General features: G+C 63.1%; 17 protein-coding genes. 12 read left to right on the top strand and 5 right to left on the bottom strand.

Annotated elements, in window-relative coordinates; all coding sequences use genetic code 11:
* Nucleotides 1-100: 100 nt before the first annotated feature.
* The gene (gene aceF / locus FKL89_RS03095) at nucleotides 101-1,744 is read right to left on the bottom strand and encodes a dihydrolipoyllysine-residue acetyltransferase (RefSeq protein WP_156861258.1); all 1,644 of its coding nucleotides are present in this window, start codon (nucleotides 1,742-1,744) and stop codon (nucleotides 101-103) included.
* A 15-nt stretch (nucleotides 1,745-1,759) separates the two neighbouring features.
* Nucleotides 1,760-4,441 carry a pyruvate dehydrogenase (acetyl-transferring), homodimeric type gene (aceE, locus tag FKL89_RS03090; RefSeq protein ID WP_238363471.1) on the bottom strand — a complete coding sequence of 894 codons (2,682 nt, stop codon included), beginning with the start codon at nucleotides 4,439-4,441 and terminating at the stop codon, nucleotides 1,760-1,762.
* Nucleotides 4,442-4,861: 420 nt separating this feature from the next.
* Here aceE and FKL89_RS03085 point away from each other — a divergent pair, with 420 nt between their 5' ends.
* Both FKL89_RS03085 and FKL89_RS03080 read left to right on the top strand, forming a co-directional pair.
* Nucleotides 4,862-5,827, top strand: coding sequence for a Bug family tripartite tricarboxylate transporter substrate binding protein (locus tag FKL89_RS03085; RefSeq protein WP_156861256.1), 966 nt, complete (start codon nucleotides 4,862-4,864; stop codon nucleotides 5,825-5,827).
* Nucleotides 5,828-5,923: 96 nt separating this feature from the next.
* A complete protein-coding gene (locus FKL89_RS03080) occupies nucleotides 5,924-6,589 on the top strand; it encodes a glycosyltransferase (protein ID WP_156861255.1) in 666 nt (221 codons plus the stop codon).
* Nucleotides 6,590-6,697: 108 nt separating this feature from the next.
* On the opposite strand, the gene FKL89_RS03075 is transcribed toward FKL89_RS03080, so the two are convergent.
* From FKL89_RS03075 to FKL89_RS03065, 3 genes are all read right to left on the bottom strand, one after another.
* On the bottom strand, nucleotides 6,698-7,234 hold the full coding sequence (locus FKL89_RS03075; protein WP_156861254.1) for a hypothetical protein: 537 nt from the start codon (nucleotides 7,232-7,234) through the stop codon (nucleotides 6,698-6,700).
* A gap of 142 nt (nucleotides 7,235-7,376) precedes the next feature.
* Nucleotides 7,377-8,393, bottom strand: coding sequence for a homocysteine S-methyltransferase family protein (locus tag FKL89_RS03070; protein ID WP_156861253.1), 1,017 nt, complete (start codon nucleotides 8,391-8,393; stop codon nucleotides 7,377-7,379).
* Nucleotides 8,394-8,417: 24 nt separating this feature from the next.
* Entirely contained in the window at nucleotides 8,418-9,125 is a 708-nt protein-coding gene (locus FKL89_RS03065) for a TetR family transcriptional regulator (protein ID WP_162527376.1), read from the bottom strand.
* Nucleotides 9,126-9,441: 316 nt separating this feature from the next.
* On the opposite strand from FKL89_RS03065, the gene FKL89_RS03060 reads away from it, so the two are divergent.
* The 10 genes from FKL89_RS03060 (at nucleotide 9,442) to FKL89_RS03015 (ending at nucleotide 23,497) form a co-directional block, all read left to right on the top strand.
* Nucleotides 9,442-10,710: an efflux RND transporter periplasmic adaptor subunit gene (locus FKL89_RS03060; RefSeq protein WP_162527375.1), complete on the top strand. Its 1,269-nt coding sequence runs from the start codon at nucleotides 9,442-9,444 to the stop codon at nucleotides 10,708-10,710.
* 5 nt (nucleotides 10,711-10,715) lie between these two features.
* Nucleotides 10,716-13,934: an efflux RND transporter permease subunit gene (locus FKL89_RS03055; protein WP_156861250.1), complete on the top strand. Its 3,219-nt coding sequence runs from the start codon at nucleotides 10,716-10,718 to the stop codon at nucleotides 13,932-13,934.
* Nucleotides 13,934-15,367, top strand: a complete 1,434-nt coding sequence (locus FKL89_RS03050; RefSeq protein WP_156861249.1) for an efflux transporter outer membrane subunit — start codon at nucleotides 13,934-13,936, stop codon at nucleotides 15,365-15,367. The genes FKL89_RS03055 and FKL89_RS03050 overlap by 1 nt, the downstream gene beginning before the upstream one ends.
* A 77-nt stretch (nucleotides 15,368-15,444) precedes the next feature.
* Complete coding sequence (locus tag FKL89_RS03045) at nucleotides 15,445-15,837, top strand: rhodanese-like domain-containing protein (protein ID WP_156861248.1); 393 nt, start codon at nucleotides 15,445-15,447, stop codon at nucleotides 15,835-15,837.
* Between the two features lie 276 nt (nucleotides 15,838-16,113).
* Nucleotides 16,114-18,096 (top strand): transketolase, encoded by a 1,983-nt coding sequence (tkt, locus tag FKL89_RS03040; RefSeq protein ID WP_156861247.1) that lies wholly within the window; start codon nucleotides 16,114-16,116, stop codon nucleotides 18,094-18,096.
* 69 nt (nucleotides 18,097-18,165) lie between these two features.
* Complete coding sequence (gene gap / locus FKL89_RS03035) at nucleotides 18,166-19,173, top strand: type I glyceraldehyde-3-phosphate dehydrogenase (protein WP_156861246.1); 1,008 nt, start codon at nucleotides 18,166-18,168, stop codon at nucleotides 19,171-19,173.
* Nucleotides 19,174-19,767, top strand: coding sequence for a biotin transporter BioY (locus tag FKL89_RS03030; RefSeq protein WP_170293809.1), 594 nt, complete (start codon nucleotides 19,174-19,176; stop codon nucleotides 19,765-19,767).
* Nucleotides 19,768-19,795: 28 nt separating this feature from the next.
* On the top strand, nucleotides 19,796-20,317 hold the full coding sequence (locus FKL89_RS03025; protein ID WP_156861245.1) for a GNAT family N-acetyltransferase: 522 nt from the start codon (nucleotides 19,796-19,798) through the stop codon (nucleotides 20,315-20,317).
* Nucleotides 20,314-21,495, top strand: a complete 1,182-nt coding sequence (locus FKL89_RS03020; RefSeq protein ID WP_156861244.1) for a phosphoglycerate kinase — start codon at nucleotides 20,314-20,316, stop codon at nucleotides 21,493-21,495. Before FKL89_RS03025 ends, FKL89_RS03020 begins: the two co-directional genes overlap by 4 nt.
* 1 nt (nucleotide 21,496) lies before the next feature.
* A complete protein-coding gene (locus FKL89_RS03015) occupies nucleotides 21,497-23,497 on the top strand; it encodes an O-linked N-acetylglucosamine transferase, SPINDLY family protein (protein WP_156861243.1) in 2,001 nt (666 codons plus the stop codon).
* Nucleotides 23,498-23,522: the final 25 nt, after the last annotated feature.

Here is a 23,522-nt window from a genome sequence, read left to right as displayed (position 1 = left end):
TCATCAGCCGTCGGCGTTGTGTTCAACATATTGGGAGACAAGCAACGGCAGACCTTTGCGTCATTCGTCCTCTCGTCCTTTCGTCCTGTAGCGCGCAGCGCTACAAAGCAATCCTGCGGAAGTCACTCATCAACTGCCCGAAGTACACGTTGAAGCGTGCGGCCTCGGCACCGTCGATGACGCGGTGATCCCATGACAGCGACAGCGGCAGCATCAGGCGCGGCTCGAACTCCTTGCCGTTCCACTTCGGCGCAATCTCGCTTTTGCACACGCCCATGATCGCCACTTCAGGGGCGTTGATGATTGGTGTGAAATAGCGACCACCGATGCCGCCCAGCGAGCTGATCGAGAAGCAGCCGCCCTGCATCTGGTCGGGCTTCAACTTGCCTTCGCGTGCGAGGCCTGCGAGTTCGCTCATCTCCTTGGCGATCTGCACGATGCCCTTCTGGTCGGCGTTCTTGATGACGGGCACCACGAGGCCATTTGGCGTGTCGGCCGCAAAGCCGATGTTGTAGTAGCTCTTGAGGATCAGGTTGTCACCGTCGAGACTCGAATTGAAGTTCGGGAACTTCTTCAATGCCACGACGGTTGCCTTGATCATGAACGCGAGCATGCTGACCTTGACGCCGCTCTTCTCGATCTCCTTGTTCAATTGAACGCGGAAAGCCTCGAGATCGGTGATATCGCAATCGTCGTGATTGGTGACGTGCGGGATCATCACCCAGTTGCGGTGCAGGTTGGCACCGGAGATTTTCTTGATGCGCGACAGCGGTTTCGCTTCCACGGTGCCGAACTTCGAGAAATCCACCTTTGGCCACGGCAACAGGCCAAGCGCTGCACCGCCATCGCCGCCCGTCGTAGAGGCTGCTGGTGCTGCAGCGGCACCGCTCATCACGCCCTTGACGAAGCCCTGCACGTCTTCGATCAGGATGCGGCTCTTCGGGCCACTGCCCTTGACGCGACCGAGATCCACGCCGAGCTCGCGAGCGAACTTGCGCACCGACGGCGAGGCGTGCGCCTTGCTGAAGCTCGCTTCGTTGATGGCGCTTGCGGCTGCTGCTGGAGCGGGTGACGCCACGACTGGAGCGGCTGCAGGCACCGGCGCGGGCGCAGGCGCTGCTGCCACGGCAGGCGCCGCCGCGACCGGCGCACTGGTGGCACCGGCGGCACCAGCGGCCTCAACGATCACAACAATCGCACCTTCGGAAACCTTGTCGCCAAGATTGACCTTGATCTCCTTGACAACACCGGCCGCCGTGGACGGCACTTCCATTGTCGCCTTGTCGGACTCAAGCGTCACCAGCGACTGCTCAAGTTTGACCGTGTCGCCCACCTTGACCAGGATTTCGATGACAGGGATGTCCTTGAAATCGCCGATGTCGGGGACTTTGACTTCGACTGCGCCGCCGCCTGATGCGGGTGCGGCGGGCGCAGCTTGTGCAGCCGCAACAGGGGCGGATGCGGGGGCCGCAGCCGCTTTCGCCGGCGCCGGGGCTGGCGCGGCTGCGCCTGCCTCAATCACCGCCACGACCGAACCTTCGCTCACCTTGTCGCCAAGCTTCACGCGCAGTTCCACGACGGTGCCTGCCGCTTCGGCCGGCACTTCCATCGTGGCCTTGTCGGATTCGAGCGTGACGAGCGATTGCTCCTTCGCCACCACGTCGCCGACCTTGACCAGCACTTCGATGACCGGGATGTCCTTGTAGTCGCCGATGTCCGGGACTTTCAGTTCCTGCTTTGCCATGATTTGTCCCGCTCCTTAAACCGTGGTCGGGTTCGGTTTGTTCGGATCAATGCCGTATTTCTTGATCGCGTCCGCCACCACCTTGCGCTCAATGACGCCGTCTTCCGCCAGCGCGGTGAGCGCCGCCACCGTCACGTAGAAGCGGTTCACCTCAAAGAAGCGGCGCAGGTTCTCGCGACTGTCCGAACGGCCAAAGCCGTCGGTGCCGAGCACCTTGTACGTCTTCTTGATGTAGGGTCGCACGCTGTCGGCGTAGATACGCATGTAGTCGGTGGCGGCGACCACCGGGCCGGCCCTGGACATGACGCATTTGGCGACGTGCGGCACGCGCGGTTCGTCCATCGGGTGCAGCAGATTCCAGCGCTCGCAGTCGATGCCGTCGCGGCGCAGTTCGTTGAAGCTCGGCGCGCTCCAGAGGTCACTCTCCACGCCCCAGTCGGTGCGCAGCAGATCGGCCGCCGCGATGACCTCGCGCAGGATGGTGCCGGAGCCGGTGAGCTGCACACGCATGCCCTTCTTCTTCTCCTTGCCGCCTTCCTTGAACAGGTACATGCCCTTGATGATGTCCGCCTCGGCGCCGGCCGGCATGTCAGGATGAACGTAGTTTTCGTTCATCACGGTCAGGTAGTAGTACTCGTCGTGCTGCTCATCGAGCATGCGCTTCACCGCGTGCTGGGTGATGATCGCGACCTCATACTGGAAGGTCGGGTCATAGGTGCGCACGTTCGGGATCGAACTGAACCACACATGGCTGTGGCCGTCTTCGTGCTGCAGCCCTTCGCCGTTGAGCGTGGTGCGGCCCGCCGTGCCGCCCACCAGCAGGCCGCGCGCGCGCATGTCGCCCGCCGCCCAGCAAAGGTCACCGATGCGCTGGATGCCGAACATCGAATAGAAGATGTACACCGGCAGCATCGGCACGTTGTTGTTGCTGTAGCTGGTCGCCGCAGCGATCCAGTCGGCCATGCCGCCCGCCTCGTTGATGCCTTCCTGCAGGATCTGGCCGTCCTTGGCCTCCTTGTAGAACATCAGCTGGTCGGCATCGACCGGCTGATAGTTCTGGCCCTGCTGGTTCCAGATGCCGAGCTGACGGAACATCCCTTCCATGCCGAAGGTGCGCGATTCGTCGGGCACGATGGGCACCACATGGCGGCCGATCGATTTGTCCTTGACCAGCGTGTTGAGGATGCGCACGAAGGCCATGGTGGTCGAGATTTCGCGATCACCGGTGCCCTTCAATTGCGAATCGAAGGCGCTCACCTCCGGCGTCGGCAGGCTGACACTCTTGGTGCGGCGTTGCGGCAGGTAGCCGCCCAGTGCCTCGCGGCGCTCGCGCATGTATTTGCCTTCCGGCGAATCAGGCGCGGGCTTGAAGTACGGATAGCTGGCGAGGTCTTCGTCCTTGACCGGGATGCCAAAGCGGTCGCGCATCTGGCGCAACGATTCGAGATCCATCTTCTTGGCCTGGTGGGCGATGTTGAGGCCCTCGCCACTGTGGCCCATGCCGTAGCCCTTGACCGTCTTGGCGAGGATCACCGTCGGCTGGCCCTTGTGTTTGACCGCGCTGTCGTAGGCGGCGTAGATCTTGTGCGGATCGTGGCCACCGCGATTGAGGCGCCACACATCCTCGTCGGACATGTTGGCCACCATCTCGCGCAATTGCGGATATTTGCCGAAGAAGTGCTCGCGCACATAGGCGCCGTCGCGCGCCTTCATGACCTGATATTCGCCGTCGATCACCTCTTCCATGCGCTTGACCAGCGTGCCGTCCCGGTCGCGGGCGAGCAGCTGATCCCAGTAGCCGCCCCAGATCAGTTTGATGACGTTCCAGCCGGAACCACGGAAGTCGCCTTCGAGCTCCTGGATGATCTTGCCATTGCCGCGCACCGGCCCATCGAGTCGCTGCAGGTTGCAGTTGATAACGAAGACGAGGTTGTCGAGACCTTCACGGCCGGCCATGCTGATGGCGCCGAGGGACTCCGGTTCATCCATTTCGCCGTCGCCGCAGAACACCCAGACCTTGCGCCCTTCGGTGTTGGCGAGACCGCGGGCGTGCAGGTATTTGAGGAACCGCGCCTGATAGATCCCCATCAGCGGGCCGAGACCCATCGACACCGTCGGAAGTTGCCAGAAATCGGGCATCAGCCACGGATGCGGGTAACTTGAAATGCCCTTGCCATCCACCTCCTGCCGGAAGTTGTCCATCTGGTCCTGGCTCAGGCGACCGAGCATGAAGGCGCGGGCGTAGACGCCCGGCGCGCTGTGGCCCTGCACGTAAACGAGATCACCACCGTGGTTGGCCGAAGGGGCGTGCCAGAAGTGATTGAAGCCGACGTCATAGAGCGTGGCAGCGGAGGCGAACGAGGAAATGTGGCCGCCGAGTTCGAGATCCTTCTTGCCGCCGCGCAGCACCATCATCGCGGCGTTCCAGCGCACGTAGCTGCGCAGCTTGTGCTCGATCTCATGGTCGCCCGGGCTCTTGGCCTCGAGGTGGGCCGGGATGGTGTTGAGGTAGGCCGTATTCGGTGAGAACGGCGCTTTGCCACCGGTGCGGCGCGCCTTGTCAAACAGTGCCTCAAGCAGGAAGTGGGCGCGTTCGTAGCCTTCGTTGGCGATCACGCTGTCGAGTGAGTCGAGCCAGTCACTGGTCTCCTGCGGGTCAAGGTCGTTCCGACCCGACAGATTGCGGTTTTGCATCATGTTCCTCCTTGCGTTGTCTGCCCTGCATCGCCCGCTCACGCGGCCTTTACGCACATTGTCGCGTGTGTGCAATGCACAAAATGTTGCCGTGGTGACAGGTTCGCTAATCGCACACTGTCGCAACGGCGAATGCGGAAATTCTAGAAGAGATTTCGCATTGTGGAAAGCGATTCCATAATTATTTTCTCCGTTATGGCTTAGTTGCTTGATCCCCATTCAAACCGGGCTTATCGGGCCAATTGCCAACAAGTCGACTTTTCATTGAAATAAGCCATTAGCCCAATCGGGACGGGGCTTCAGAAAAAAAGATGCTTCGCCAAATGCGGCGATTTTCAGTCGCGCCGGCCGTTGCTTCCTAAAATCGCAGCACCACTTCTGACCGATCGGCCAGAAGCCCCTCTGACGACACAAGGCTTTTTTATGCAGATCCGTCATCTCATCGCCGTGAGCATCGCGCTGGCACTGGCACCGCTGGTTGCACCGACTTTCGCGCAGTCCTATCCGGCCAAGGCGATCAAGTTCGTCGTGCCGTTCCCCGCAGGCAGCGCCACCGACGTCGTTGGCCGCGTGCTCGCCGAAGCGATGGGCAAGGAGCTCGGCCAGCCGATCGTGGTCGACAACAAGTCCGGTGCCCAGGGCACCATCGGCGCCAACGAGGTGAAGGGCGCTGCGGCCGACGGCTACACGCTGCTGGTCACCACCAGCACCACCCAGGCGGCAGTGACCAGCCTGCTCAAGAAAGTCCCGTACGACCCGGTGAAGGACTTCACGCCGATTGGCAAGATTGCGACGACGCCGTTCGTGCTGATCGTCAACGACAAAGTGCCCGCGACCGACCTCAAGAGCTTCATCGCCTACGTCAAGGCCAATCCGGGCAAGGTGCGCTTTGGCCAGGGATCGTCGGGCTCGTGGGTGTCCGGCTCGCTGTTCGCTTCGATGATCCAGGGCGACATGCAGATGATTCCGTACAAGGGCATTCCGCCGGCAATCACCGACATGCTGGGCGGCAACATTGAAGTGGTGTTCGCCGATCTCGGCAATGCCCAGGCACAGATCAAGGGCGGCAAGGTGAAGGCGTTTGGCGTCACCAGCACCAAACGCTCCGGCGCGTTGCCGGATCTGCCAGCGATCGCGGAACAGGTACCGGGCTACGAGCTGGTGCCATGGTTCGCGCTGATGGCGCCGGCCAACCTGCCGAAAGACATCGCTGCCAAGCTCACCACCACATTGCAGAAGGTGCTCGCCAGCACCGACGTCAAGGCCAAGCTGCACGCGGGCGGTTTCGACATCGACTCCACCGACGCCGCCGCCCTCGCCCGCCTGATCGACAGCGAAGTCAAGCGCTGGGGCCAGCTCACCAAAGCGGCGAAGATCGAGGCGGAATGAGGCTGATATCACGTTTGCAGCAAGCGGGCTGATACGTTGACCCAGGTCCGGCCTATCGAGGTCGTCAGCGCGACACGCCTGTCGCGTCACGATTTCATGGAACGATCCGCGCTCGGCCTGTCGCTGCAGCGACTCGCTGACCCCCGCATCACCGCGAGCATCGCCTTCCAGAACCGAGTCGGACTACCGGCCGTTTACAACCATCGCCTGGCGCAAAGTCAGTCAGACGTATTGCTGTTCATCCACGATGACGTCTGGATTGATGACATTTTTCTGGCGGATCGCCTGCTGCAGGCGGTCACGGCGTTTGATGTCGTAGGCGTCGTCGGAAATACCCGTTGTAGCGAGGGGCAGGTGTCGTGGGCGTTTACCGATGAGCAGCTGAACTGGGATGCCGAGGATTGCCTCAGTGGTGCTATCGCCAACGGCGCCGAGCCGTTTGGTCGCGTGTCCCGCTTCGGATCAAGCACGACACCATGTCGGCTCGTCGATGGCGTATTCATTGCGGTGAACAGGGATGCGGCTATGAGCCGTGGCGCCCGTTTTAACGAGCAGTTCAGCTTCCACTTTTACGACATGGACTTCTGCCGCGAAGCCCATGCACGTGGGCTTCGCATTGGCACCTGGCCAATCAGCATCACCCACCAGAGTCCGGGCAATTTCCGCAGCGACGCGTGGCGCGAGGCTTGCGCCCGCTATCGGCAAAAGTGGGAGGCGTCTACTACCACTGCCGACCAGCCGCGCGGCATTGAAGGGGCGTGACCTGACGGCAAAGCAACGCCCGCCATTGCAAAACGGAGCCCAAAAAAAGCGCGGCGCACCTGGGTGCGCCGCAGCGGGCCGTGCAAACCGGCCGTTATCCTCAGGAGATCAGGCGCGACGGCGGCGACGCAGGGTCAGCGCGCCAACCATCGCGGCAGCGAAAGTCACCAACCCGGCGCCAAGCGGTCCCCACGCCGGCACTATCGACGGCGCGTCGGCGCAAGAAATGGCGACCGTGACCGTTCCGCCCTGCGGCGTTGTCGAATTGACATAAAAGCCAATGCCGATTGAGCCAGCCGGGAGCGGGCCGTTCACCGTGTAGCTGAGGGTGCCCGGGCCTGTCAACGGCCCGGCCAAAACCGGCGTACCCGTCGAATTGCCAACGATGGAGACAGATGACGACGTCGCCGTGCCCATCGTGACTGAAATGCTGACCCGATCGCCGGCAACAAATGCCAGCGTCGGATTGCCATTGGTCGTGCCGGCAGCGCCGGTAGACGGAGGAAAAGCATTCAGGGTCTGGCAGGCGGCCGACGCTGCGGGCTGAGCGCCCCACCCGCCGGTTGCAGCGGTTGCACCGCCCCCGCCCATTGCAACGGCGCAAGCCAGTGCGACACCCGTCAAAGATTTCTGCAAACGATTCATTTGTCCCCCAATACCGAAAATCAAAAGCAAGCCCGCTGCCCATCAGCGGGTAACTTTTGGACAGTAGCACGCCATGGCCGATAACGCCACGATACTTGCAGGCTGGCCGAAAAAACACAGGCGCCTGTATCGTCCGCGCAAATCAGCCGGCCAGCACACTCCGTGGCGACACCTTTGCCACCGCCTCGGCAATCGAACGGATATGCGCCGGGGTGGTACCGCAGCAACCGCCCACGATGTTGACGAGGCCGCTTTGCGCGAATTCCTTGAGAAAGCCGGAGGTCATCGCAGGCGTTTCGTCGTAGCCGGTTTCCGACAGTGGATTGGGCAACCCGGCGTTCGGATAGACGCTGATGAAGGTTTCCGGCGCAATTTTCGCCAGCTCCTCGATGTGCGGCCGCATGGCCACGGCGCCGAGAGCGCAGTTAATGCCCACTGACAGCGGTTTGGCGTGGCGGACACTGTTCCAGAAGGCAGCAACCGTTTGCCCCGACAGCGTGCGACCGGAGGCATCGGTAATGGTGCCGGAGATCATCAGCGGTGGCGGGTCACGGTCGTTCTCAAACACCGTCTGATAGGCGAACAGCGCGGCTTTGGCGTTGAGTGTGTCGAAGATGGTTTCCACCAGCACCAGATCGATGCCGCCTTCGATCAGTCCTTCAAGCTGCTCGGTGTAGGCGGCGACCAATTCATCAAAGCTGACATTGCGCTTCGACGCGTCGTTGACGTCCGGCGAAATGCTTGCCGTGCGATTGGTCGGGCCGAGCGCGCCGGCGACGAAGCGTGGCTTGTCTGGCGTCTTCTTCGTCCATTCGGCACAGCACTCACGGGCGAGCTTCGCGGCGTCGCGGTTCATCACACGAACCATGTGCTCAAGCTGGTAATCCGCCATCGCGATCGAGGTGCCGTTGAAGGTATTGGTCTCGATGATGTCGGCGCCCGCTGCGAGGTAGTCGTTGTGAATTTCGCGGATCACCTCGGGCTTGGTCAGCACCAGCAGGTCGTTATTGCCCTTCAAGTCACAGGCATGGTCGCGGCACAGGTGGCCGCGATAGTCCGCTTCGCCGAGCTTGAACTGCTGCACCATTGTGCCCATGCCACCGTCCAGAATCAGGATGCGTTGGCGGAGCAGGTTGGCGAGGCGTTGACGGCGGGTCATGTGGACTCGTGCGAGGGCGATTAATCAGGCTGCAATTTTCTCACGGCGAGTGCGGGCTGGCGCTGACGCAGTTGCGCCCGCAGTCACTTTGCCTCGAGCAGATTTGCTGCGTGGCGGCGCAATGCGCAGGCCCGCGAGCAGCGTGTCGACCAGCGGCTCGGCGTGAGCGGCCAGGTCATAGGCGCCAGGATCGAGCAGCCACTCATGCATCAGTCCGATCATGAACGCGTGCAGTGCCTGCATCGCCATTGCGGTGTCGGTGTCGGCGGGTAACTGCCCCAGCTTGACCGCCTGCCGGAACATGGTTTCGATCTCGCTGTGGCACTCATTGCGGCTCTGCTGCTCGCGCTCGAACATCGGCGCCATTTCACCGGTCTTCTCGCACTTGTGGAACAGGATGTCGAACACCGTCTGCTGCTGCGGTGACTGCGCCACCTGCGTCAGCGCGTGCACCGTCAGCCGCCGGATCGAGCCGAGCGGATCGTCGCCTGCGACGGCGGTGACCTCGTTGAACACCGCTTCCATCGGCAGGGTGGCACGCTCGCACATGGCGTGCACCAGCTCGGCTTTGTCCTTGAAATGCCAGTAGATGGCGCCGCGCGTCATCCCGGCAGCACCCGCAATATCGTTGAGCGTGGCAGCAGCTACGCCCTTGTCCTTGAACACCCGCTCCGCGGCGTCCAGTAGCGCGGTATAGGTTTGTTCGGTGTCTTCTTTCGTCTTGCGAACCATATTCAGTCCTGCCGCTCCTGCGGTTGCGATCAGTCGATTCGGCATCTGCCGGATACGGCGCCGTTAGCCTGTACTGGCGCCCTTCATCACATACAGCCTACGCCGAGCGTGCACGGCAAGGCTGCGCCACATCAACTTTGGAGCAATTGGTAAATGTCACCGTTATTTTACAAACATTCATGCATGTTTATGCTACGCTTCGCGCTCCATCGAGTTTCCCCTCCTCCCCAAATCCATGTCAGACCGCCAAATCACAGCCGCGGCCAGGTCGGCCCTTTCTGTTCGCCATTTCACCTCCACCCCTCGTCCTGCGTTGTTGCTCAGCGCACTGGCAGCGGCTGGTCTGCTCGCCGCTTGCGGCAAATCGGGTGACGGCCCGGGCGCTGCCGGCGGCCCGCCCGCGATGCCACCGCCACAGGTAAGCGTGGTAACTGTGCAGGCTAAAGATGCACCGCTCACGTTTGAATACACCGGCCAGACGGCGGGTTCGCGTGAGACCGAGGTGCGCGCCCGCGTTGGTGGCATCCTGCAGCGGCGCCTGTTTGAAGAAGGCGCCACTGTCAAGGCCGGTGCTGCCCTTTTCCAGATCGACCCAGCCAACCTGCAAACCACCGTTGCCTCGACCGAAGCTGCGATTGGCGTTGCCGAGGCCCGCTACAACCAGGCCAAACGTGACAACGCGCGCCTGGTGCCGTTGATTGCCGAAAAGGCGATCAGCCAGAAGGAATTCGACGATAGCAAGTCGGCGCTGGAAACCGCCGAAGCGACGCTGCGGCAGGTACGCGCGCAGGCGGCTGAAGCCAAGCTGAACCTCGGCTACACGCGCGTGGTGGCGCCGATCGGCGGCGTCACCGGCGTCGCCGCCAAGGCAGATGGCAGCCTCGTCAATTCGACTGACATGCTGACGACCATCGTGCAGGTGAATCCGATTTACGTGAACTTCAGTGTGTCGGAGGGCGACATGCTGAAACTCAACAAGCAGATCGCCGCCGGTCAGGTGGCGGTGCCAGGCGGCAAATCGGCCAACGGCAGCGCCGGCTTTGCAGTCAGCGTGAAGCTCGCCGACGGCAGCACTTGGCCAAAGCAGGGCAAGCTCAATTTCACCAGCGAGAAGCTGAACCCCACTACCGGCAGCTACGACGCCCGCGCCGAGATTCCGAATCCGGATGGTGCCCTGCGACCAGGGCAGTTCGTGCGCGTGGTGCTCGGCGGCGCCAGCCGCACACAGTCGATCACCGTGCCACAACGCGCGATTCTCGACGGGCCGATGGGCAAGATGGTGTTCAAGGTCTCACCCGACAACAAACTGGTGCCGCAGCCAGTGGAAGTGGACGGCTGGTCGAATGGCGAGTGGATCGTCACCAAAGGGCTCAAGAGCGGTGAGCGGGTGATGGCCGACGGCGTCATCAAGGCGCACGACCCCGGCATGACCGTCACGCCAGTGCCATTCGTGGCGGGCGGCGCGGCGCCTGCGGGCGGGCCGCCCGGCGCGGCGCCAGCGAAAGCGGGTGAAGGCAAAGGTGCCGCTGAACCTGGCAAGGCAGCAAGCAACACAGCGCAAGCGCCCTCCGCAACGAAACAGTAAGCATCATGTTTTCCAAATTTTTCATCGACCGTCCGATCTTTGCGACGGTCATCTCGCTGCTGCTTGTGCTCGCAGGACTGGCCGCGCTGCGTGTGCTGCCGGTGTCGCGCTATCCCGAGATTGCGCCGCCGGTGGTGACTGTGCGCGCCATCTATCCCGGTGCCTCCGCCGAAGTGCTGGAAAGCACCGTTGCCGCGCCGATTGAAGAGCAGATCAACGGCGTCGAAAAGATGCTGTATCTGAGTTCGGTATCGTCCGGCGACGGCGTGGTGACGATCAACATCACCTTCGAAGTTGGCACCGATCTCGACATCGCGGCGGTCAACGTCAGCAACCGGGTCAATCAGGCAACGTCCAAATTGCCGCAGGAAGTGCAGCGCCAGGGCGTCACGGTTGCCAAGAGCTCGGCCAACTTCCTGGTCGTCGCCGCGTTCTACTCGCCAGATGATCGCTACGACACGCTGTTCATCTCGAACTACCTGAGTCAGAACGTGCTCGACGCCATCAAGCGCGTACCGGGCACCACCAACGTGCAGATCTTCGGCGCCAAGGACTACGCAATGCGCGTGTGGCTGAAGCCCGACCGCATGGCGCAACTGGGCATTACAGTCGCCGACATCGGCACTGCGATCACCGAGCAGAACGCGCAGTACGCGGCAGGCAAGATCGGCGCACCGCCGAACAACACCGAGGAGTTGACGCTGACGGTGACCGCACGCGGACGCCTGCTGGAGCCAGAGCAGTTCGGCAACATCATCCTGCGCACCGGCGACAAGGGTGCCATCGTTCGCCTGAAGGATGTGGCGCGCGTCGAGCTCGGGTCCAAGGACTACAACTTCTACGGGCGCGTCAATGGTCATCCCGCTGTGCCGATCGGTGTCTTCCTGCAGACGGGTGCCAATGCGCTCGACACCCGTGCCGCCGTTGAGAAGGCGCTGCAAGAGGCAAAGGCAAAGATGCCGGAAGGCCTCACCTACTCAACGCCCTACGACACCACGCCGTTTGTGACAGAGTCGATCAAGGAAGTCATGAAGACACTCGCCGAGGCGATGATCCTCGTCTTCCTCGTGGTGTATCTCTTCCTGCAAAGCTGGCGCGCGACCATCATTCCGACGCTGGCGGTGCCCGTGTCGCTGATCGGCACCATGGCCGGTCTGAAACTGCTTGGTTACAGCATCAACACGCTCACGCTGTTCGGCATGGTGCTGGCGATTGGTATTGTGGTCGACGACGCCATCGTAGTGCTGGAAAACGTCGAGCGCCTGATGCATGAGGAGGGCATGTCCCCGCGTGACGCGGCCGTGGAGGCCATGCAGGAAGTGACCGGTCCGGTAATCGCTATTGTGCTGGTGCTCTGCGCCGCATTCATTCCCGTCGCCTTCCTCGGGGGATTGGCGGGTGAGCTGTACCGACAGTTCTCGGTGACCATATCGATAGCGGTGGTGCTGTCCGGTTTCGTGGCGCTCACACTGACGCCGGCCCTCTGCGCCGTGCTGCTGAAGCCGGGCGCCGAGCGCAAGAACGCGTTCTTCAACTGGTTCAACCGGAGCTTCACCTGGATCACGCGGCGCTATTCGCATGGGGTGGCGTTCTTCCTGAAACGCGGCTTCCTCGGGCTATTGTTGTTCGTCGGCATGCTGGGACTGATCGGCGTGCTCTACAAGGTGGTGCCGAGCGGACTGGTGCCTGACGAAGATCAGGGCTACTACATCGGCGCCACCATCCTGCCCGAGGGCGCAGCACTGGCACGCACCGATGCCGTGGTGAAGCAGGTCGAAGCCGCGGTGGGTGGCGCGCCGGAACTGCACTCGGTGTTCAGTCTGGTCGGTCTCAACTTCCTCGGCGGTGGTGGCCTCAAGTCATCTGCCGCAACCATGTTCTTCCCGCTCAAGCCGTGGGAAGAGCGGACCAAGTCAGCGCAGCAACTGGTGGGCGAGAGCTACTACAAGACCGGTGGCATCAAGGAAGGCCTGCCGCTGTTCTTTGCGCCGCCGGCCATTCAGGGCCTTGGGCAGACGGGTGGCTTCGAGTTCTACCTGCAAAACAAGGGTGAAGGTGGCGTGCGCCGACTGGCGCAGATGCTGCCGCAGTTCCTTGCCGAGGCGAACAAGCAGCCTGAGCTGCAGGGCGTGAAGACCATCTGGCAGGCCAATTCACCACAGCTCTATGTGAACGTGGACAACGAGAAGGCCAAGCTGCTCAACGTGTCGGTGGCGGACGTTTACAACACGCTGGCAGCAACACTCGGTAGCTACTACGTGAACGACTTCAACAAGAGTGGCCGCATCTATCAGGTACTGGTACAGGCGGAAGGCGGCTATCGCGCCAAGCCCGATGACATCGGGGCGCTCTACGTGAAATCGCGCACCGGTCAGATGGTGCCGATCCGCTCGCTCGCAGAAGTGCAGTTTGCTGCCGGGCCGGATTCGGTGGAGCGCTTCAATGCGCTGCCAGCGATCAAGATTCTCGGCGAAGCAAAACCGGGCTACAGCTCCGGGCAGGCAATCGCCGCGATGGAGCGCGTATCGAAGCAGATTCTCCCGGCTGACATGGGCTACGACTGGGGCGGTGAGTCGTTCCAGCAGAAGCGCACCAGCAGCGCGGCGGGCATTGCGCTGGGCGCCGGCATCCTGATGATCTTCCTGATCCTCGCGGCGCAGTACGAGCGCTGGTCGTTGCCGTTCTCGGTGCTGCTAGCGCTGTTCTTCGGCATCTTCGGCGCGCTCGCAGCCGTGTGGGTGCGTCGTGCATTCGGCGGCGCGTTTGCCAATGACGTCTACTTCCAGATCGGTCTGGTGACACTGCTTGGGCTATCAGCGAAGAACGCAATTCTGATCGTGGAGTTCGCCATGATGAAGGTGCAGGAAGGCCTGACACCGGTCGCCGCAGCGCTGGAGGCGGCGCGCCTGCGCTTCCGTCCGATCCTGATGACCTCACTGGCGTTCATTCTTGGCGTGGTACCGCTGGCCTTTTCAACCGGGGCCGGCGCCGCCGCGCGGCAATCGATCGGCACCGGCGTGATGGGTGGCATGATCGCGGCGACTTTCCTCGCCGTGTTCCTGGTGCCGCTGTTCTTCAAGCTGGTCAACGACTGGCATTTGCGCAGCACGGCGGAAGACTTCCGTTACGTCGGCCGCGTGGCACCGCACCCGTCGCTGCCGGGCGCACATCCGGAGCAGGCCGATTCGCCGCTGGTGAATCCGTCGAGCGGAGGACACAAGTAATGAGAACGATACAACTCTCCTTAGTCGCTGCGGCAGTTAGCCTGGCGCTCGCCGGCTGCGGCGCGCTGGGCCCGAACTACGAACGTCCGGCGCAGACGCTGCCAACCGCCGCGATCAAGCCGCAAAGCACGCACACCTCGGCAACCGTTGACTGGCTCACCTGGTGGAAAGGCTTTCAGGACCCGACGCTCGACGCGCTGCTCGACGAAGCACGCGCCAACAGCGCCGACCTCGCCCTCGCAGCGGCCCGCATCGAGGAATCGCGGGCGCAGCTAGCGTTGACCCATGCCAGCCGCTTTCCGACCGTGGACGCGAACCTCGCCGCGTCGCGCTCGCAGGTCAGCGAGCACGCCGGCAAGCTGCAGCCTGGCGCCAATCCGCGCTACAACGACTTCCAGCCCGGCATCACGGCGGCTTTCGAGATCGACTTCTGGGGCAAGTTCCAGCGCGCCGACGAGGCCGCGCGAGCACGCATGCTGGCGCTGGAAGCAGGCCGCGGCACGGTACTGGCGAGCCTCTACGCCAACGTTGCGCAAGGCTACTTCGCGTTGCGCGGCTTCGATGCCCAAGTCGCGCTGGCGGAGCAGACGCTCGCTACCCGACGCGAAAACCTGCGCCTGCAACAGAAGCGCTTTGAAGGCGGCGTAGTCGGCGAGCTTGACGTGCAACAGGCTGCCGCCGAAGCCGCAGCGATTGAGGCCACGCTACTGACCGCGCAGCAGAACCGGCGCGCCACCGAGGCGCTGCTGGCCACGCTGTTGGGTCGCAGCCCAGCCGCCATCGTGCAGCCAGTGATTGCACGCGGTACGGCACTGGAGACGCTCTACACGCGCGCTGCGGTGCCGGCAGAGTTGCCGTCCGACCTGCTGAATCGCCGCCCCGATCTGGTCGCGGCGGAGCAGCAGCTGGTCGCCGCGAACGCCGACATCGGGCAGGCCAAGGCAGCGTATTACCCCACCATCAAGCTCACGGCAGGGCTCGGCTATGAGTCACGGCAGCTCTCCACGCTGTTCGAGCCCTCCTCGCTGTTCTGGAACCTCGCGTCCGGTATCACCCAACCACTGTTCCGCGCCGGCTCGATCGACGCCGTGGTCGCTGGCGCCGAGGCACGCAAGGCACAGGCGACGGCGCAGTACGCGCTGGCGGTGCAGGGCGCATTCCGCGACGTGCATGATTCGCTGAACGCCATTGCTTCGGCCGAAGCATTGGTAACAACGGCGGAGAAGCGCATCGTGGCGCTACGCGAAGTGCTGCGGCTGGCCAATCTGCGTTACAGCAACGGCTATTCGAGCTATCTTGAAGTGCTCAACGCGCAGCGCGACCTGTCGCAGGCCGAGGCTGGCGTGATCGACGTCAAACGCGCGCAGCTGGCCGGCGTGGTGGCGCTGTACAAGGCCATGGGCGGTGGCTGGGCCACGCCGGCGAAGTCGTAACCTGACCAACATCGGCAACGGCGCCCCGCGTGAGGGAGCAGAATAGCGATCTGCTCCACCCGCGCGGATGCCGCCCGATGAAACACCTGACGCCGAAAGAAGCCCACGACTTCATCCACCAGAACACCGATGCGGTGTTTGTGGATGTGCGCTCGGAAATCGAGTTTTTTTACGTCGGGCACCCGGTCGGCGCCGAACATATTGCCTGGCAGGAGCCGCCGGACTGGGACGTGCAACCGGAATTCGCGTCCCACGTCAAGGCGCTGGTTGCGGGCGTGAAGACCCGCCCGGTGGTGCTGATCTGCCGCAGCGGCAAGCGCTCGATCGACGCCGGGCAGGTACTGGAAAAGGCCGGGTTTTCCGACGTCTATAACGTGCTGCACGGCTTTGAGGGCGATCTCGACGAGAACTTTCACCGTGGCCGCAAGAACGGCTGGCGGTTTGACGGCTTGCCCTGGGCACAGATGTAGCGGCGGCTGCGGCGCCGCCTTCAGCTTTTTGGTTTGACCGGCATCTGAATTGGGCTCAAGCTGGTAAACAGCGCTAAATCGACTTTCGCGCATTTAAGCGCACAAGCCCTTGTTCAATAGGGTTTCCAGCAAAAAGCGGTTGGCGCCATCGGTGGCCTGGAAACGCAGGCGCCTCGCTGATCGGCGTCAGTACCGCGTCATCGCCGGTCAGCGATAATTGAGGGCTTACCCGCTCTGTGGCGGGCTACGTTCACCTACCCCTCCTACGCTTCCCGCATGACGACGCCCGCGCCTTCCGCCTCTGCCCTCCACACCGCCGCCAACGCGATCCGCATGCTCGCCGTCGATGCCGTCGCGGCCGCCAAATCCGGCCATCAGGGCATGCCAATGGGCATGGCAGAGATCGCGGTGGCGTTGTGGTCAAAACATCTGCGCCACAACCCGGCCAATCCGCACTGGCCGAATCGCGACCGCTTCGTGGTCTCCAACGGTCACGGCTCGATGCTGCCGTATTCGCTGCTGCATCTGTCGGGTTACGACCTGTCGATGGACGACATCCGCAAGTTCCGCCAGCTGCACAGCAAGACGCCGGGCCACCCCGAAGTGGGCATTACGGCGGGCATCGAGACGACGACTGGCCCGCTCGGCCAGGGCATCGCCAACGCGGTGGGCATGGCGCTCGCCGAAAAGCTGCTCAACAAGCGCTTTGGCGACGTGATCGACCACCGCACTTACGTCTTGCTCGGCGACGGCTGCATGATGGAAGGCGTCTCGCACGAGGCCTGTTCACTCGCCGGTGTCTGGGGCCTGAACAAACTGGTCGCGTTCTACGACGACAATGGCATTTCGATCGATGGCGAGGTGCAGGGCTGGTTCCGCGACAACACGGCCGAGCGCTTCCGTGCCTACGGCTGGCACGTGATCGGCCCGATCGACGGCCACAGCATTCCCGCCGTTGACGCCGCCATCGAAACGGCGAAGAAAGAGACCAGCAAGCCCGTCCTCATCATCTGCAAGACCGACATCGGCCACGGCTCGCCCAACAAGCATGGCACCGCCGATGCGCACGGCACCGCCGTGATGGGCGACGAGATTGAGGCGACGCGCAAGAACATCGGCTGGGCTCACGCACCGTTTGTAGTGCCCGCGGAAGCCTATGAGGCGCTGGATGCCAAGGCCAGCGGCGCCGAGATCGAGGCCGCCTGGAACAAGGTGTTCGCCAGCGCCGATCCGGAGTTGAAGCGCCGCCTCGCGGGCGAGCTGCCCGCGAATTACGCCGACATCGTGAAGAGCGCCGTTGACGCTGCAATCGCGGTGGACAAGGAAGTCGCCACCCGCAAGGCCGCGCAGAACGCGCTGGAAAAATTCGGCCCGGCGCTGCCGGAGATGATCGGCGGTTCGGCTGACCTCACCGGCTCGAACCTGACCAATCACAAGCAGTCGGTCGCTGTCGACGCCCAGGGCAACGGCAACCACGTCAGCTACGGCGTGCGTGAGTTCGGCATGTGTGCCATCGCCAACGGCATGGCGCTGCACGGTGGCGTGATTCCGTACGTCGGCACCTTCCTCGTGTTCAGCGACTACGCGCGCAACGCCGTGCGCATGGCCGCGCTGATGAAACAGCGCGTGCTCTACATCTTCACCCACGATTCGATTGGCGTCGGCGAAGATGGGCCGACGCATCAGCCGGTCGAACACGTCGCCTCGCTGCGCCTGATTCCGGGCCTCAACGTGTGGCGCCCGGCCGACTCGCTGGAGAGCGCGGTGGCCTACGCCAGCGGCATCGAGCGCAAGGATGGGCCGACGATGCTTTGCCTGTCACGGCAGAACACCGCGGTCATCGCCCGCGACGCGTCGCATGAGGCGCTGATCCGTCGTGGCGGCTACATCGTGGCCGAAACACTCAAACCTGCACTGGTGCTGATCGCTACCGGCTCCGAAGTCGGGCTGGCACTGGGTGCACAAAAGGCCCTGGCGGCGGACGGCATCGAAGCCCGCGTGGTGTCAATGCCCTGCACACAACTGTTCGACGCGCAAAGCGCCGAGTATCGCGAGGCAGTGCTTCCGCCGGAATTGCCGAAGCTGGCAATCGAAGCCGGTGTCACCGGCGGCTGGTGGAAATATGTGCACGGCGGGCAAACGCCGGGCGCGGTGCTCGGCATCGACACGTTTGGTGAATCGGCGCCGGCCGGCGTGCTGATGAAGCACTTTGGCTTCACGGTGGAGAACGTCGTGGCGAAGGCTAAGACGCTGGTCTGATTTTCGTAGGGCGGGCACTGCCCGCCTCGTTTACCCGGCGGGCAGTGCCCGCCCTACTGGAATAAAGCAATGGCAATCAAGGTAGGCATCAACGGCTACGGCCGTATCGGTCGCAACATTCTTCGTGCGCTCTATGAGTCGGGTCGCACCGATATCGAGATCGTCGCCATCAACGACCTCGGCGACAGCGAAACCAACGCGCACCTGACGCGCTACGACACCGCGCACGGCCCGTTCGGCAAGACCGTGGCGGTGGACGGCGACAACCTGGTGATTGAAGGTGATCACATCAAGGTGTTCGCCATTCGCAATCCAGCCGAGATTCCGTGGGGCGAGCGCGGTGTGGATGTGGTGCTGGAATGCACCGGCCTCTTCACCAGCAAGGCCAAGGCGGGTGCGCACCTGGCCGGCGGCGCCAAAAAGGTGATCATTTCTGCGCCGGGCGAAAAGGATGTTGATGCCACTGTCGTCTACGGCGTGAATCAGAACGTGCTCAAAGCCAGCGACACGGTCATCTCCAACGCGAGCTGCACCACCAACTGTCTCGCACCGCTGGTGAAGGTGCTGCACGAGCAGATCGGTGTGGTCAATGGCTTGATGAATACCATCCACAGCTACACCAACGATCAGGTGCTGACTGACGTGTTCCACAAGGATCTGCGCCGCGCCCGAGCTGCCGCGCACAACATGATTCCGACCAAGACCGGCGCTGCCGCGGCCGTGGGTCTCGTGTTGCCGGAACTCAATGGCAAGCTCGATGGTTTCTCGGTGCGCGTGCCCACTATCAATGTGTCGCTGGTTGACCTCTCATTCGTTGCCGCGCGCGACACCACAGTCGCCGAAGTCAATGACATCCTGAAAGCTGCTGCCCGCGGCGCGATGAAGAACGTACTCGCCTACAGCGACGGCCCGCTCGTCTCCAGCGACTTCAATCACAACCCGCACAGCTCAGTGTTCGATGCCACCTGTACCAAGGTCTCGGGCCGCCTGGTCAAAGTCTGCTCCTGGTACGACAACGAATGGGGCTTCTCGAACCGCATGCTCGACACCACGGTCGCGCTGATGGGGGCGAAGTAATTGGCGGCAGTTCTCGCGCCGACGCTGGTCAGCACGCTGTGGCCAGCGCCATCGGGCAGCTCGCGGGCCGCACGCAACGTGCTGCTCGCGCTGGTCGGTACGCTCGCACTGACGGTGTCGGCGAAGACGCAGATTCCGTTCTGGCCGGTACCGATGACGATGCAGACATTCGTCGTGCTGGTGATCGGCATGGCGTACGGCGCGCGCCTCGGCGTCGCCACCATCGCGCTCTACCTGCTTGAAGGCGCGCTCGGTCTGCCGGTGTTCGCGGGCACGCCGGAGAAAGGCGTCGGCCTCGCCTACATGATGGGTCCGACCGGTGGCTATCTGCTCGGCTTCGTCGCCGGGGCGTGGCTCTGCGGCTGGCTGGCGGAGCGTGGCTTTGACCGCTCGCCGCTCAGAACGCTGGTCGCGATGAGTCTGGGCCATGCGCTGATCTTCGTGTTCGGCGTCAGTTGGCTCGCGCAGCTGATCGGTTTCGACAAGGCATTCGCCACCGGAGTCGCGCCGTTCTGGGCCGCGACCATCGTCAAGACGCTACTTGGTGTCGCAACGCTTCCGCTGGCTTGGAAGTGGATCGGAAGACTGAAATAGTGGCGGTGCCCCGCGTGAGCGCGATTGCATGAATCCATCGATGGTCATCGTTCGCACCACGCAGCTGAGCGATTTGCCCTCGCTGGTGGCTTGCCTCAATCCGGTCTTCCTTGAGCGCCGCTATCTGGCGATCGTGGAGGCGATCCCCGCGCCTGAGGCGACGTCGTATCACGCGGCCAATATCGCGGCGGGTTATCCGCATTGCGTAGCCGTGCTCGGTGACCGCGTGGTGGGCCTGTGCGACATCGTGCCGGCAGCGCCACCGCGTATCGCCGCGCAGGCGCACACCGGCACGCTAGGCGTGCTGCTGGCGCCGGACGCGCGCGGTTACGGCATCGGCGAGCGTCTGCTGCGCGCAACGCTCGCCGCCGGCCGCGACAAGTTCGAGCGCATCCAGCTCAACGTCTACAGCCACAACGAGCGCGCGCATCGTCTCTACCTGCGTTGCGGCTTCGTCGAGGAAGGACGCCGCCGCGCGGCGTGGAAGCTCGACGGCATGACCTCCGACATCATTGACATGGGTTTGCTCTACAGCGAACAGACAGCATGAAATTTCTCCGCCTCACCGACCTCGATCTCAACAAAAAACGCGTCTTCATCCGTGCCGATCTCAATGTGCCGCAGGATGATGCCGGCAAGATCACTGACGACACCCGCATCCGCGCCTCGGTCCCCGGCATCCAGTTCGCGCTGAAGGCTGGTGCGGCGGTGATGGTGACCTCACATCTCGGCCGTCCGACCGAGGGCGAGTTGAAGCCGGAAGATTCATTGGCGCCAATTGCGGCTCGGTTGTCTGAGCTGCTCGGGCAACCGGTTCGCCTCGTCGCCAATTGGGTCGATGGAGGCTTCGCGGTAGCGCCGGGCGAAGTTGTGCTGCTCGAAAACTGCCGCTGCAACAAGGGCGAAAAGAAGAACGATGAGGCACTGGCCAAAAAGATGGCAGCGTTGTGCGACGTGTACGCCAACGACGCCTTCGGCACCGCGCATCGTGCCGAAGCGACCACCGAGGGCATCGCCCGCTTTGCCCCGGTCGCCTGCGCCGGTCCGCTGATGGCCGGTGAGCTTGAGGCGCTGGGCAACGCGCTTGGCAACCCGAAGCGCCCGCTGGTGGCGATTGTGGCGGGCTCGAAGGTCTCGACCAAGCTGACGATCCTCGACTCGCTTGCCGACAAGGTGGATCAGTTGATCGTGGGCGGCGGTATCGCCAACACCTTCCTTGCTGCCACCGGCGCAAAGATCGGCAAATCACTGGCTGAAGCCGATCTCGTCGCCGAGGCAAAGAAAATCATCGACAAGATGGCCGCCCGCGGCGCCAGTGTGCCGCTGCCCGCCGATGTGGTGTGCGCGAAAGAATTCGCGGCGACTGCGGTGACGACAACCAAGGCCATCGCCGACGTGACCGATGACGACATGATTCTCGACATTGGCCCGCGCAGCGGCGCGGCTCTCGCTGAGCTGCTGGCAAAGGCGGGCACCATCGTCTGGAACGGCCCAGTCGGTGTGTTCGAGTTCGATCAATTCGCCGGTGGCACCAGGGCCATCGCAGCGGCGATTGCAGCCTCACCGGCATTCTCGATCGCAGGCGGGGGCGACACCATCGCTGCCATCAACAAGTTCGGCATTGCCGACAAGGTGAGCTACATCTCGACGGCTGGCGGCGCCTTCCTCGAGTTCCTTGAAGGCAAGACGCTGCCGGCGGTGGCGGCGCTGGAAGCGCGCGCCGCATAGCGTGGCAGCAGGGCAGGAAACGCCGATCCCGCGGTTGGGAGCAGAGCAGCACCTGAGAGCGGCGGTCACTGCGGAGTCGCGTGGTGCTGTCGATGAGGCGCTTGCTCACTACCGGGCGCTGGTAACCTTTGTTCCTGATCATCCGGGCGCATTGCTGCGGCTTGCCCAGCACGCACGCGACGGCGGCGACCGCGTTCACGCCGTTGCGCTGGTGCAACGAGCCATCATGGGTGCCCGCCGACTGGGCCTGCGTGCTGACGCGGCGCCGCTGTATGCCGAACTGGCAACCACCCTGCGCGAAATTGGCAAACTGGACGACTCGCTGGCAGCTGCCCGTGCGGGGCTCGAACATTGCGGTGAACTCGGCGGGTTGATCTGGGAGGAATGCCAGGCGTTGCGCGCCCTTGGCAAACACGGTCAACGTGCGGCGCGGCTCAACCGGTTGGCAGCGTTGCAGCCTGCAGACCCGGTGGTGCTTGCCGAATTGGGGCTGGCATTGCTGGAGACGCCCAGCGCGGCGCAGGCAGTCCGACCGCTGCGAGCCGCACTCGATCTCGGCCTGGATGATGACGATACCGCGCTTGCGTTGGCCGGCGTGGAGTTGCGCGTGCGCGAGTTCGGTGCGGCTGAAACCCGGCTCGGGAAAATTCTCGGGCGCGCCCCCGATCATCTCGGCGCACTGGGTCTGCGCTGGCTGCTGCTGCGGCTAACCTGCCGCTGGCCTGAGGCCGAAGTCACGCAACATGACATGCTGCGACAAATCGCCACAGGCGCCGTACATCCGGCGTTGAGCCCGTTCATGCTGTTGAGCTGCGAGATGGCACCGTCGCTGCTGCGCGACTATACACACCGGTTTCAGCAGCTTGCGGGCGCCACCTCGGTAGCGCGCCCCGATGCCCCGCATCATGGCGGCCCGTTGCGCATTGGCTACCTGTCATCAGATTTTCATGACCACGCCACGGCAATCCTGATGGCAGGGTTGTTCGAGCAACATGATCGCAGCCGGTTCGAAACCTTCGCGTTCAGCTATGGGCCGTTGGCGGATTCGCCGTATCGCAATCGACTGCGTGCAGCATTCGCGCATTGGCATGACATCAACACACTTTCTGATGCGGAAGCTGCTGCCCTGATTCGCCAACAGCAGATCGATGTACTGGTCGAGCTGAAAGGCATCACGTACGGATCACGGCTCGGCATTCTCAACCACGGCCCGGCGCCGGTCACCCTGCACTACATTGGCTATCCGGGCACGCTTGCCCATCCCGGCATTGACTATCTGGTCACTGATCCGATCGTCAGCCCACCAGGCAGCGAAGCAGATTACGCGGAGCCGCTTTTGCGACTGCCGGTCTGCTATCAGGTCAATGACGACCGCCGCGAACGCCCGACGGCAACTTCGCGCAGTTCGCTAGGGTTACCCGACGACGCTGTCGTGCTGTGCAACTTCAACCAGGCATCGAAGTGGACGGCGCAATGGTTCCACATCTGGCTGCGAGCGCTGCAGAGCCATCCGGCCAGTGTGCTCTGGCTGCTTGATCCCGGTGACGACGCCCGCGCCGTGCTTGATGCGCAGATCGCCGCGTCGGGCGTCAGCGACCGTGTGGTGTGGGCGCCACGGGTCTCACCGGAAAATCATTTGCAACGTCTGGGTGCCGCAGATCTGGCGCTCGACCAATATCCCTATGGTTCACACACGACCGGTGCCGACGCACTTTGGACCGGCGTGCCGATGTTGACTTGCCTGGGCAGCAACTACGCAGGACGTGTCGGTGCCAGTCTGCTGTCTGCCGTCGGCCTTGATGAGTTGATTACCGACTCGCCTGAGGCCTATGCTTCGAAGCTCGCAAACTTGCTGGATGACCGAGCACTGCTGCGCAGTTATCGGGATCGGCTCGCCAACCCTGCCACGCTGCCCCTGTTCGATACGGCGGGCTTTACCCGGGCGTGGGAAGACCTTCTGATGGCAACCCATGCTCGCGCCCGCACGGCGCCAAACCCCTGAATCTGCGTCCCTTGCAAGTCCCGAC

Source organism: Casimicrobium huifangae (assembly GCF_009746125.1).
Taxonomy (GTDB): domain Bacteria; phylum Pseudomonadota; class Gammaproteobacteria; order Burkholderiales; family Casimicrobiaceae; genus Casimicrobium; species Casimicrobium huifangae.
This window is presented reverse-complemented; position numbering and strand designations above follow the sequence as displayed.

Bases quoted from the DNA above. Each gene is read 5' to 3' on its own strand.
- aceF (WP_156861258.1), bottom strand. From the start codon at position 1,744: ATGGCAAAGCAGGAACTGAAAGTCCCGGACATCGGCGACTACAAGGAC.
- aceE (WP_238363471.1), bottom strand. From the start codon at position 4,441: ATGATGCAAAACCGCAATCTGTCGGGTCGGAACGACCTTGACCCGCAG.
- FKL89_RS03085 (WP_156861256.1), top strand. From the start codon at position 4,862: ATGCAGATCCGTCATCTCATCGCCGTGAGCATCGCGCTGGCACTGGCA.
- FKL89_RS03080 (WP_156861255.1), top strand. From the start codon at position 5,924: ATGGAACGATCCGCGCTCGGCCTGTCGCTGCAGCGACTCGCTGACCCC.
- FKL89_RS03075 (WP_156861254.1), bottom strand. From the start codon at position 7,234: ATGAATCGTTTGCAGAAATCTTTGACGGGTGTCGCACTGGCTTGCGCC.
- FKL89_RS03070 (WP_156861253.1), bottom strand. From the start codon at position 8,393: ATGACCCGCCGTCAACGCCTCGCCAACCTGCTCCGCCAACGCATCCTG.
- FKL89_RS03065 (WP_162527376.1), bottom strand. From the start codon at position 9,125: ATGGTTCGCAAGACGAAAGAAGACACCGAACAAACCTATACCGCGCTA.
- FKL89_RS03055 (WP_156861250.1), top strand. From the start codon at position 10,716: ATGTTTTCCAAATTTTTCATCGACCGTCCGATCTTTGCGACGGTCATC.
- FKL89_RS03050 (WP_156861249.1), top strand. From the start codon at position 13,934: ATGAGAACGATACAACTCTCCTTAGTCGCTGCGGCAGTTAGCCTGGCG.
- FKL89_RS03045 (WP_156861248.1), top strand. From the start codon at position 15,445: ATGAAACACCTGACGCCGAAAGAAGCCCACGACTTCATCCACCAGAAC.
- tkt (WP_156861247.1), top strand. From the start codon at position 16,114: ATGACGACGCCCGCGCCTTCCGCCTCTGCCCTCCACACCGCCGCCAAC.
- gap (WP_156861246.1), top strand. From the start codon at position 18,166: ATGGCAATCAAGGTAGGCATCAACGGCTACGGCCGTATCGGTCGCAAC.
- FKL89_RS03025 (WP_156861245.1), top strand. From the start codon at position 19,796: ATGAATCCATCGATGGTCATCGTTCGCACCACGCAGCTGAGCGATTTG.
- FKL89_RS03020 (WP_156861244.1), top strand. From the start codon at position 20,314: ATGAAATTTCTCCGCCTCACCGACCTCGATCTCAACAAAAAACGCGTC.